Source organism: Pseudomonas sp. E1MeOHC2, from assembly GCF_058745025.1.
Genome location: NZ_CP196675.1, coordinates 2,922,131 through 2,934,151 on the forward strand (window position 1 = coordinate 2,922,131; position 12,021 = coordinate 2,934,151).

At 58.2% G+C, this 12,021-nt stretch carries 8 protein-coding genes and 1 tRNA gene; all 9 read left to right on the forward strand.

What is annotated here, in order from left to right; genetic code table 11:
• Positions 1–4 precede the first annotated feature (4 nt).
• The 9 genes from ACSSU5_RS13020 (at position 5) to rpoC (ending at position 11,982) form a co-directional block, all read left to right on the forward strand.
• Positions 5–80 (forward strand) — tRNA-Trp (locus tag ACSSU5_RS13020).
• A gap of 44 nt (positions 81–124) precedes the next feature.
• The gene (gene secE / locus ACSSU5_RS13025) at positions 125–493 is read left to right on the forward strand and encodes a preprotein translocase subunit SecE (RefSeq protein ID WP_099452743.1); all 369 of its coding nucleotides are present in this window, start codon (positions 125–127) and stop codon (positions 491–493) included.
• 9 nt (positions 494–502) lie between these two features.
• Positions 503–1,036: a transcription termination/antitermination protein NusG gene (gene nusG, locus ACSSU5_RS13030; RefSeq protein WP_003255501.1), complete on the forward strand. Its 534-nt coding sequence runs from the start codon at positions 503–505 to the stop codon at positions 1,034–1,036.
• A gap of 119 nt (positions 1,037–1,155) precedes the next feature.
• Entirely contained in the window at positions 1,156–1,587 is a 432-nt protein-coding gene (gene rplK / locus ACSSU5_RS13035; protein ID WP_027595466.1) for a 50S ribosomal protein L11, read from the forward strand.
• Positions 1,587–2,282 (forward strand): 50S ribosomal protein L1, encoded by a 696-nt coding sequence (rplA, locus tag ACSSU5_RS13040; RefSeq protein WP_027595467.1) that lies wholly within the window; start codon positions 1,587–1,589, stop codon positions 2,280–2,282. The genes rplK and rplA overlap by 1 nt, the downstream gene beginning before the upstream one ends.
• 197 nt (positions 2,283–2,479) lie before the next feature.
• Positions 2,480–2,980 carry a 50S ribosomal protein L10 gene (gene rplJ / locus ACSSU5_RS13045; protein WP_264310525.1) on the forward strand — a complete coding sequence of 167 codons (501 nt, stop codon included), beginning with the start codon at positions 2,480–2,482 and terminating at the stop codon, positions 2,978–2,980.
• Positions 2,981–3,058: 78 nt separating this feature from the next.
• Positions 3,059–3,424 (forward strand): 50S ribosomal protein L7/L12, encoded by a 366-nt coding sequence (rplL, locus tag ACSSU5_RS13050; RefSeq protein ID WP_007957596.1) that lies wholly within the window; start codon positions 3,059–3,061, stop codon positions 3,422–3,424.
• A gap of 220 nt (positions 3,425–3,644) precedes the next feature.
• On the forward strand, positions 3,645–7,718 hold the full coding sequence (rpoB, locus tag ACSSU5_RS13055; protein WP_264310523.1) for a DNA-directed RNA polymerase subunit beta: 4,074 nt from the start codon (positions 3,645–3,647) through the stop codon (positions 7,716–7,718).
• 64 nt (positions 7,719–7,782) lie between these two features.
• Positions 7,783–11,982 (forward strand): DNA-directed RNA polymerase subunit beta', encoded by a 4,200-nt coding sequence (gene rpoC / locus ACSSU5_RS13060; protein ID WP_264310522.1) that lies wholly within the window; start codon positions 7,783–7,785, stop codon positions 11,980–11,982.
• The last annotated feature ends 39 nt before the right edge of the window (positions 11,983–12,021 follow it).

Here is a 12,021-nt window from a genome sequence, read left to right on the forward strand (position 1 = left end):
TTACAGGTCAGTAGCTCAATTGGCAGAGCGACGGTCTCCAAAACCGTAGGTTGGGGGTTCGATTCCCTCCTGACCTGCCATTCACCTCGGTGTGATTGGCTTTCTTCTCACAGGATCCTCCCCGATGACTCCCAAAACTGAAGCCCAAGAATCGCGTTTTGATCTATTCAAGTGGCTGGCTGTAGTTGCTTTGGTGGTTGTTGGCGTCGTGGGTAATCAGTATTACTCCGCCTCCCCAATCCTGTATCGCGTACTTGCACTGCTCGCCCTGGCTGCGGCTGCTGGCTTTGTTGCCTTGCAGACTGCGAAGGGTAAGTCGTTCTTTACGCTGGCGAAGGAAGCTCGTACCGAGATCCGTAAAGTCGTGTGGCCGACCCGCCAAGAAACCACTCAGACCACGCTGATTGTCGTGGCTGTTGTTCTGGTTATGGCGCTGCTGTTGTGGGGTCTTGATTCCCTGCTCGGTTGGGCGGTCTCCTTGATTGTTGGCTAAGGGTGTCCCGTGGCTAAGCGTTGGTACGTAGTGCATGCTTACTCGGGTTACGAGAAGCATGTGATGCGCTCGCTGATCGAGCGCGTCAAGCTGGCTGGCATGGAAGACGGTTTCGGCGAAATTCTGGTTCCGACCGAAGAAGTCGTTGAAATGCGTAACGGCCAGAAGCGCAAAAGTGAGCGTAAATTCTTCCCTGGCTATGTTCTGGTCCAGATGGAGATGAACGAAGGGACTTGGCACTTGGTCAAGGACACCCCTCGTGTGATGGGCTTTATTGGTGGTACCGCAGACAAGCCTGCGCCAATCACCGATAAGGAAGCTGAAGCTATCCTGCGTCGCGTTGCCGACGGTAGCGACAAGCCGAAGCCTAAGACGCTGTTCGAGCCCGGTGAAGTGGTTCGAGTTATTGATGGTCCGTTCGCTGACTTCAATGGCAGTGTCGAAGAGGTTAACTACGAAAAGAGTCGCCTCCAGGTGGCGGTGCTCATTTTCGGTCGCTCTACCCCGGTAGAGCTCGAGTTCAGTCAGGTCGAAAAGGTCTAGGCGAACGAAGCATCCCATACCCCGCAGCCCTGTGTGCTGCGGGGTTTTGTCGTCACTGGGATAAAACGCAAGTCATCCGGGGAGCCATCTGGCGTTCGTACCCGATTTTGGAGTAGCTCATGGCTAAGAAGATTCAGGCTTACATCAAGCTGCAAGTTAAGGCCGGCCAGGCCAACCCAAGCCCACCCGTTGGTCCAGCACTGGGCCAACACGGTGTGAACATCATGGAATTCTGCAAGGCCTTCAACGCCCGTACTCAGGGTCAAGAAGCCGGCCTGCCGACTCCTGTGATCATCACTGTCTACAGCGACCGTAGCTTCACTTTCGAGACCAAGAGCACCCCTGCCTCGGTTCTGCTGAAGAAAGCTGCTGGCCTGACCAGTGGTTCGGCTCGCCCGAACACCGTCAAAGTCGGTACCGTGACCCGCGCTCAGCTCGAAGAGATCGCCAAGACCAAACAGGCTGATCTGACCGCTGCTGACCTGGACGCTGCTGTACGCACCATCGCTGGCTCTGCCCGCAGCATGGGCCTGAACGTGGAGGGTGTGTAATGGCTAAGCTGACCAAGCGCCAAAAGGCTATTGCTTCGAAAATCGAAGCTGGCAAAGTTTACAACTTCGAAGAAGCAGCAGTGCTGCTGGCCGAACTGTCCACCGTGAAGTTCAGCGAATCCTTCGACGTTGCCGTCAACCTCGGCGTTGACCCGCGTAAATCCGACCAGGTCGTTCGTAGCGCTACCGTGCTGCCACACGGCACTGGCAAGACCGTACGCGTTGCCGTCTTCACCCAGGGTCCAGCTGCTGAGGCCGCTTTGGCTGCCGGCGCTGACCGTGTAGGTATGGACGATCTGGCTGCTGAAATGAAAGCCGGCGACCTGAACTATGACGTTGTCATCGCATCGCCTGATGCCATGCGCGTTGTTGGTCAGCTGGGTCAGGTACTGGGTCCTCGCGGCCTGATGCCTAACCCGAAAGTGGGTACCGTGACTCCAGACGTAGCCGGCGCTGTCAAAAACGCCAAGGCTGGTCAGGTTCGCTACCGTACCGACAAGAACGGTATCATTCACACCTCCGTTGGCAAAGTCGGCTTCGAAGCTGGCAAGCTGAAGGAAAACGTTGAAGCCCTGATCGCTGATCTGAAGCGTATCAAGCCAGCTTCTTCGAAAGGTATTTACGTCAAGCGCGTTACCCTGAGCACCACCATGGGCCCAGGCCTGGTCATCGACCAGGGTTCGCTGAACGCGTAAGACCATGGCGGCACGATTCGTCGTGCTGCCAGCAAAAATTGGGGTCCCTGCCTGGCGGGGGCTATCCAAGACCGTAGGCGGCGCAAGCCTTAAACCATAAGCCTACGCAGATGGTGCTCCCGATTCGTTATCGAATCAGACACCAAAACGACATCCGGCCTCGGCCAGATGAAACGGTAGAAACCAGGAGTAAACCCGTGGCAATTAAACTCGAAGACAAGAAGGCCATCGTCGCTGAAGTCAACGAGGCTGCCAAAGTCGCTCTGTCCGCTGTCGTGGCTGATGCCCGTGGTGTGACTGTAGGCGCAATGACCGGACTCCGTAAAGAGGCTCGTGAAGCTGGCGTTTACGTACGTGTCGTACGTAACACCCTGCTCAAGCGCGCCGTTGCTGATACTGAATTCAGTGTCCTCAACGACGTGTTCACTGGCCCGACCCTGATCGCTTTCTCCAACGAACACCCGGGCGCTGCTGCTCGTCTGTTCAAAGAGTTCGCCAAGGGTCAGGACAAGTTCGAGATCAAGGCAGCTGCGTTTGACGGCAAGTTCATTGCCGCCAACCAGATCGATGTACTGGCTACCTTGCCGACCCGTGACGAAGCTATTGCACGTCTGATGAGCGTGATTCAAGGCGCTACCAGCAAGCTGGCTCGTACTCTGGCGGCCGTTCGCGACCAGAAAGAAGCTGCTGCTGCCTAAGGCGGCGTAACCTCTTTCAAAATCATTTGTTTAATTTGATGGCTGCGAAGGCTGTCACCCCAATACAGGATTTAAGTCATGTCCCTGACTAACGAGCAAATCATCGAAGCAATCGGCCAGAAAACCGTTCTGGAAGTTGTTGAGCTGATCAAAGCTATGGAAGAAACCTTCGGCGTTACCGCTGCTGTTGCCGCTGCTGGCCCAGCTGCTGCTGCTGCCGTTGTTGAAGAGCAAACCGAGTTCAACGTTGTTCTGGTTGAAGCCGGCGAGAAGAAAGTAAACGTGATCAAGGCCGTTCGTGAACTGACCGGTCTGGGCCTGAAAGAAGCCAAAGAGAAAGTCGACGGCGCTCCTCAGGTCGTAGCTGAAGGCGTTTCGAAAGAAGCCGCTGAAGACGCTAAGAAGAAGCTGGAAGAAGCAGGCGCTAAAGTCGAGCTGAAGTAATTTCGACTTTGCGATGCCAGCCTGAGCGTTGAGCAAAAGGCTGATGGCTGGTGGCTTATGCCACCGGCCTTTTTCCGTTATTGGTGGCCGATCAGAACGGCCCCGATAACGAGCTGCAAGACACCCATGTGGGTGGCGCAAACCAAGGGGTTTGCACGATTTTCTGGCTGCTCCCGCCGGGAGAAGCCAAACAAGCAGGTGACCAAGCTGGGGAACGCTGATGGCTTACTCATACACTGAGAAAAAACGTATCCGCAAGGACTTTAGCAAGTTGCCGGACGTCATGGATGTGCCTTACCTCCTGGCCATCCAGCTGGATTCGTATCGCGAATTCCTGCAAGCGGGAGCATCCAAGGATCAGTTCCGCGACGTCGGCCTGCACGCGGCCTTCAAATCGGTATTCCCGATCATCAGCTACTCCGGCAATGCTGCCCTGGAGTACGTAGGCTATCGCCTGGGCGAACCCGCCTTCGATGTGAAGGAATGTGTCCTGCGTGGCGTGACCTTCGCGGTCCCACTGCGGGTCAAGGTGCGCCTGATCATCTTCGACAAGGAATCGTCGAACAAAGCGATCAAGGACATCAAAGAGCAAGAAGTCTACATGGGTGAAATTCCCCTGATGACTGAGAACGGTACCTTCGTAATCAACGGTACCGAGCGTGTGATCGTTTCCCAGCTGCACCGTTCGCCTGGTGTGTTCTTCGACCACGACCGTGGCAAGACGCACAGCTCCGGCAAGCTGCTGTACTCCGCTCGCATCATCCCTTACCGCGGTTCCTGGCTGGACTTCGAGTTCGACCCGAAGGACTGCGTGTTCGTGCGTATCGACCGTCGCCGCAAACTGCCGGCCTCGGTACTGCTGCGCGCACTGGGTTACAGCACCGAAGAAGTTCTGAACACCTTCTACACCACCAACGTGTTCCACGTTTCCGGCGAAAAACTGAGCCTGGAACTGGTACCGCAGCGTCTGCGTGGTGAAGTCGCGGTCATGGACATCCATGACGAAAACGGCAAGGTCATTGTCGAGCAGGGTCGCCGTATCACTGCGCGCCACATCAACCAGCTCGAAAAAGCCGGCGTCAAGCAGCTCGACGTTCCAATGGAATACGTCCTGGGCCGCACCACCGCCAAGGCTATCGTGCATCCGGCTACCGGCGAGATCCTCGCCGAGTGCAACACCGAGATGACCACCGAGCTGCTGATCAAGGTCGCCAAGGCGCAGGTCGTCCGTATCGAGACCCTGTACACCAACGACATCGATTGCGGTCCGTTCATCTCCGACACCCTGAAGATCGACACCACCAGCAACCAACTGGAAGCGCTGGTCGAGATCTATCGCATGATGCGTCCAGGCGAGCCGCCAACCAAGGATGCTGCCGAGACCCTGTTCAACAACCTGTTCTTCAGTGCCGAGCGTTACGACCTGTCTGCCGTAGGCCGCATGAAGTTCAACCGTCGTATCGGTCGTACCGAGATCGAAGGTTCGGGCGTGCTGAGCAAGGAAGACATCGTCGAGGTCCTCAAGACCCTGGTCGATATCCGTAACGGCAAAGGCATCGTCGACGACATCGACCACCTGGGTAACCGTCGTGTACGTTGCGTCGGTGAGATGGCCGAGAACCAGTTCCGTGTTGGCCTGGTGCGCGTCGAGCGTGCGGTCAAGGAACGTCTGTCGATGGCTGAAAGCGAAGGCCTGATGCCGCAAGACCTGATCAACGCCAAGCCGGTTGCGGCGGCGGTGAAAGAGTTCTTCGGTTCTAGCCAGCTGTCGCAGTTCATGGACCAGAACAACCCGCTCTCCGAGATCACCCACAAGCGCCGTGTTTCTGCACTCGGCCCTGGCGGTCTGACCCGTGAGCGTGCTGGCTTCGAAGTCCGTGACGTACACCCGACCCACTACGGCCGTGTGTGCCCGATCGAGACCCCTGAAGGTCCGAACATCGGTCTGATCAACTCCCTGGCAGCCTATGCCCGCACCAACCAGTACGGCTTCCTGGAAAGCCCGTACCGCGTGGTGAAGGAAGGCGTGGTCAGCGACGACATCGTGTTCCTGTCGGCCATTGAAGAAGCGGATCACGTCATCGCCCAGGCTTCGGCCGCGATGAACGAGAAGAAGCAACTGATCGATGAGCTGGTAGCGGTTCGTCACCTGAACGAATTCACCGTCAAGGCGCCGGAAGACGTCACCCTGATGGACGTTTCGCCGAAGCAGGTTGTTTCGGTCGCCGCGTCGCTGATTCCGTTCCTCGAGCACGACGACGCCAACCGTGCGTTGATGGGTTCGAACATGCAGCGTCAGGCTGTACCCACCCTGCGTGCCGACAAGCCGCTGGTAGGTACCGGCATGGAGCGCAACGTAGCCCGTGACTCCGGCGTCTGCGTCGTGGCCCGTCGTGGCGGCGTGATCGACTCGGTCGATGCCAGCCGTATCGTCGTGCGTGTTGCCGATGACGAAGTCGAGACCGGTGAAGCAGGTGTAGATATCTACAACCTGACCAAGTACACCCGCTCGAACCAGAACACCTGCATCAACCAGCGTCCGCTGGTCAGCAAAGGTGATGTGGTCAAGCGTCACGACATCATGGCCGACGGCCCGTCCACCGATATGGGTGAACTGGCACTGGGTCAGAACATGCGCATCGCGTTCATGGCGTGGAACGGCTTCAACTTCGAAGACTCCATCTGCCTGTCCGAGCGTGTGGTTCAAGAAGACCGCTTCACCACGATCCACATCCAGGAACTGACCTGTGTGGCGCGTGACACCAAGCTTGGCCCAGAGGAAATCACCGCGGACATCCCGAACGTGGGTGAAGCTGCGCTGAACAAGCTGGACGAAGCCGGTATCGTCTACGTGGGTGCCGAAGTCGGCGCTGGCGACATTCTGGTCGGTAAGGTCACTCCGAAAGGCGAGACCCAGCTGACGCCGGAAGAGAAGCTGCTGCGCGCCATCTTCGGTGAGAAGGCCAGCGACGTTAAAGACACCTCCCTGCGTGTGCCAACCGGCACCAAAGGTACTGTCATCGACGTCCAGGTCTTCACCCGTGACGGCGTCGAGCGCGACACCCGCGCCCTGGCCATCGAGAAGATGCAGCTGGACGAGATCCGCAAGGACCTCAACGAAGAGTTCCGCATCGTCGAAGGTGCAACCTTCGAGCGTCTGCGTTCCGCCCTGAACGGCCAAGTGGTCGACGGTGGTGCGGGCCTGAAGAAAGGCACCGTGATCACTGACGAAGTACTGGACGGTCTGGAGCACGGCCAGTGGTTCAAACTGCGTATGGCCGAAGATGCTCTGAACGAGCAGCTGGAAAAGGCCCAGGCTTACATCGTCGATCGCCGTCGTCTGCTGGATGACAAGTTCGAAGACAAGAAGCGCAAGCTGCAGCAGGGCGACGACCTGGCACCGGGCGTACTGAAGATCGTCAAGGTCTACCTGGCTATCCGCCGCCGCATTCAGCCGGGCGACAAGATGGCCGGCCGTCACGGTAACAAAGGTGTGGTCTCGGTGATCATGCCGGTCGAAGACATGCCGCACGACGCCAACGGTACTCCGGTCGACGTCGTACTGAACCCGCTGGGCGTACCTTCGCGTATGAACGTCGGTCAGATCCTTGAAACCCACCTGGGCCTCGCGGCCAAGGGCCTGGGCGAGAAGATCGACCGGATGATCGAAGAGCAGCGCAAAGCCGCTGAGCTGCGCGTGTTCCTGACCGAGATCTACAACGAGATCGGCGGTCGTCAGGAAAGCCTGGAAGAGTTCACCGACGAAGAGATTCTCGCCCTGGCGAACAACCTGAAGAAAGGCGTGCCTATGGCTACCCCGGTCTTCGATGGTGCCAAGGAAAGCGAGATCAAGGCCATGCTGAAACTGGCAGACATGCCAGAAAGCGGCCAGATGGTGCTGTTCGATGGCCGTACCGGCAACAAGTTCGAGCGTCCTGTGACCGTTGGTTACATGTACATGCTCAAGCTGAACCACTTGGTGGACGACAAGATGCACGCGCGTTCCACTGGTTCCTACAGCCTGGTTACCCAGCAGCCGCTGGGTGGTAAGGCGCAGTTCGGTGGTCAGCGTTTCGGGGAGATGGAAGTGTGGGCGCTGGAAGCATACGGCGCGGCATACACCCTGCAAGAAATGCTCACAGTGAAGTCGGACGACGTGAACGGCCGTACCAAGATGTACAAAAACATCGTGGATGGCGATCACCGTATGGAGCCGGGCATGCCCGAGTCCTTCAACGTGTTGATCAAAGAGATTCGTTCGCTCGGTATCGATATCGATCTGGAAACCGAATAACACGTGACGCGAAGGGGAGCGGGGCAGGTATTGCCCGCTTCCTGCTCCGCCAGGAGGAAAGGCCTTGAAAGACCTACTGAATTTGCTGAAAAACCAGGGTCAAGTCGAAGAGTTCGACGCCATCCGCATCGGTCTGGCGTCGCCTGAAATGATCCGTTCGTGGTCGTTCGGTGAAGTTAAGAAGCCGGAAACCATCAACTACCGTACGTTCAAGCCTGAGCGTGACGGCCTGTTCTGCGCCAAGATCTTTGGCCCAGTCAAGGACTACGAGTGCCTGTGCGGCAAGTACAAGCGCCTCAAGCACCGCGGTGTGATCTGCGAGAAGTGCGGCGTTGAAGTTGCCCTGGCCAAGGTTCGTCGTGAGCGCATGGCGCACATCGAACTGGCCTCGCCGGTTGCCCACATCTGGTTCCTGAAGTCGCTGCCGTCCCGTATCGGCCTGCTGATGGACATGACCCTGCGTGATATCGAGCGCGTTCTCTACTTCGAGAGCTACGTCGTTATCGACCCAGGCATGACCACCCTGGAAAAGGGTCAGCTGCTGAACGACGAGCAGTACTTCGAAGCGCTGGAAGAGTTCGGTGACGACTTCGACGCCCGCATGGGTGCCGAGGCTGTCCGCGAGCTGCTGCACGCTATCGACCTGGAGCACGAGATTGGCCGCCTGCGCGAAGAAATTCCGCAGACCAACTCGGAAACCAAGATCAAGAAGCTGTCCAAGCGCCTGAAGCTGATGGAAGCTTTCCAGGGCTCGGGTAACTTGCCTGAGTGGATGGTCCTGACCGTCCTACCAGTATTGCCGCCGGACCTGCGTCCGCTGGTACCGCTGGATGGCGGCCGCTTTGCGACCTCCGACCTGAACGACCTGTATCGTCGGGTGATCAACCGTAACAACCGTCTGAAGCGCCTGCTCGATCTGTCGGCGCCGGACATCATCGTGCGCAACGAAAAGCGCATGCTGCAGGAAGCGGTCGACGCCCTGCTGGACAACGGCCGTCGCGGTCGCGCCATCACTGGCTCGAACAAGCGTCCGCTGAAGTCCCTGGCTGACATGATCAAAGGTAAGCAAGGTCGTTTCCGTCAGAACTTGCTCGGTAAGCGCGTGGACTACTCCGGTCGTTCGGTAATTACCGTAGGCCCGACCCTGCGTCTGCACCAGTGCGGTCTGCCTAAGAAAATGGCCCTCGAGCTGTTCAAGCCGTTCATTTTCGGCAAGCTCGAAATGCGTGGTCTGGCGACCACCATCAAAGCTGCCAAGAAGATGGTCGAGCGTGAGCTGCCAGAGGTATGGGACGTTCTCGCCGAGGTAATCCGCGAACACCCCGTACTGCTCAACCGTGCACCGACCCTTCACCGTCTGGGTATCCAGGCGTTCGAGCCTGTGCTCATCGAAGGTAAGGCGATCCAGCTGCACCCGTTGGTCTGTGCGGCGTACAACGCCGACTTCGACGGTGACCAGATGGCCGTTCACGTGCCGCTGACGCTGGAAGCCCAGCTCGAAGCGCGCGCGCTGATGATGTCGACCAACAACATTCTGTCGCCAGCCAACGGTGAGCCAATCATCGTTCCGTCGCAGGACGTTGTACTGGGTCTGTACTACATGACCCGTGAAGCCATCAACGCCAAGGGCGAAGGTCGCGTATTCGCCGACCTGCAGGAAGTCGACCGCGTATTCCGCGCCGGCGAAGCTGCCCTGCACGCGAAAATCAAGGTCCGTATCAACGAGACCGTGAACGACCGTGATGGCAGCTCCACCAAGAACACCCGTATTGTCGACACCACCGTCGGCCGTGCGCTGTTGTTCCAGGTTGTGCCGGCAGGTCTGCCGTACGACGTGGTCAACCAGCCGATGAAGAAGAAGGCGATCTCCAAGCTGATCAACCAATGCTACCGCGTGGTTGGTCTGAAAGAGACCGTGATCTTCGCTGACCAGCTGATGTACACCGGTTTTGCCTACTCGACCATTTCCGGCGTTTCGATCGGTGTTAACGACTTCGTTATCCCGGACGAGAAAGCCCGCATCATTGGTACTGCTACCGATGAAGTGAAGGAAATCGAGAGCCAGTACGCCTCCGGCCTGGTAACCCAGGGCGAGAAGTACAACAAGGTCATCGACTTGTGGTCGAAGGCGAACGACGAAGTGTCCAAGGCGATGATGGCCAACCTCTCGAAAGAGAAGGTCATCGACCGCGAGGGCAAGGAAGTCGAGCAAGAGTCCTTCAACTCGATGTACATGATGGCTGACTCGGGTGCGCGGGGTTCCGCTGCACAGATCCGTCAGCTGGCCGGTATGCGTGGTCTGATGGCCAAGCCGGACGGCTCGATCATCGAGACGCCGATCACCGCGAACTTCCGTGAAGGTCTGAGCGTACTGCAGTACTTCATCTCGACTCACGGTGCTCGTAAGGGTCTGGCGGATACCGCACTGAAGACTGCGAACTCCGGTTATCTGACGCGTCGTCTGGTAGACGTTGCGCAGGATCTGGTCGTGACCGAGATCGACTGCGGCACCGACCACGGCCTGCTGATGACACCGCACATCGAAGGCGGTGACGTTGTCGAGCCGTTGGGTGAGCGCGTATTGGGTCGTGTCATTGCCCGTGACGTGTTCAAGCCAGGCACCGAGGACGTCATCGTTCCTGCCGGTACCCTGGTTGACGAGCAGTGGGTCGAGTTCATCGAGCTGAACAGCATCGACGAAGTTATCGTGCGTTCGCCGATCAACTGCGAAACTCGCTACGGCATCTGCGCCAAGTGCTACGGTCGCGACCTGGCTCGCGGTCACCAGGTGAACATCGGTGAAGCTGTCGGCGTTATCGCTGCGCAGTCGATCGGTGAGCCGGGTACCCAGCTGACCATGCGTACGTTCCACATCGGTGGTGCTGCAAGCCGGACCTCGGCTGCCGACAGCGTCCAGGTGAAGAACGGCGGTATGGTACGTCTGCACAACCTGAAGCAGGTCGTGCGCGCCGATGGCAACCTGGTTGCCGTATCGCGTTCCGGCGAGCTGGCCATTGCCGATGAATTCGGTCGTGAGCGTGAGCGTTACAAGCTGCCTTACGGTGCGGTCATTTCGGTCAAGGAAGGTGACAAGGTCGAAGCTGGCGCCATCGTCGCCAAGTGGGACCCGCACACCCACCCGATCGTTACCGAGCTGAAAGGTACCGTGACCTTCGTGGGCATGGAAGAAAACATCACCATCAAGCGTCAGACCGACGAACTGACTGGTTTGACCAACATCGAAGTTCTGGACGTCAAGGATCGCCCTGCCGCAGGCAAGGAAATCCGTCCGGCAATCAAGATGGTCGATGCCAATGGCAAGGATCTGTACCTGCCAGGTACCGACGTGCCGGCTCAGTACTTCCTGCCGGCCAACGCCCTTGTCGGTGTGGCTGACGGTGCTCAGATCGGTGTTGGTGACGTTATCGCGCGTATCCCGCAAGAAACGTCCAAGACCCGTGACATCACCGGTGGTCTGCCACGTGTTGCCGACTTGTTCGAAGCACGTCGTCCGAAAGAAGCCTCGATTCTGGCTGAAGTCAGCGGCACCATCGCGTTCGGTAAAGAGACCAAAGGCAAGCGCCGTCTGGTCATTACGCCGACCGACGGTAGCGATCCGTACGAAGAGCTGATTCCGAAGTGGCGCCACCTGAACGTCTTCGAAGGCGAACAGGTAAACCGCGGCGAAGTTATCTCCGACGGCCCGAGCGATCCGCACGACATCCTGCGTCTGCTGGGTGTGAGCGCGCTGGCCAAGTACATCGTCAACGAGATCCAGGACGTTTACCGCCTGCAAGGCGTTAAGATCAACGACAAGCACATCGAGACCATCCTGCGTCAGATGCTGCGTAAGGTCGAGATCGCCGAGTCGGGTGATTCCAGCTTCATCAAGGGCGACCAGATGGAACTGACTCACGTACTGGTCGAGAACGAGCGTCTCGCCAGCGAAGACAAGTTCATCTCGAAGTTCTCGCGTGTGCTGTTGGGTATCACCAAGGCGTCGCTGTCGACCGAATCGTTCATCTCCGCGGCTTCCTTCCAGGAAACCACCCGCGTACTGACCGAAGCGGCCGTCACCGGCAAGCGCGATTACCTGCGCGGCCTGAAAGAGAACGTGGTCGTGGGTCGTCTGATCCCGGCCGGTACCGGTCTGGCCTACCACAGCGAGCGCAAGCGTCGCCGTGATGCCGACAAACCGCTGCGTGTAAGCGCCAGTGAGGTGGAAGCCGCACTGACCGAAGCGCTGAATTCCAGCGGTAACTAAGTACAGGGCAGGGCCCCGGCAAGCCCCGAACGGCCATCG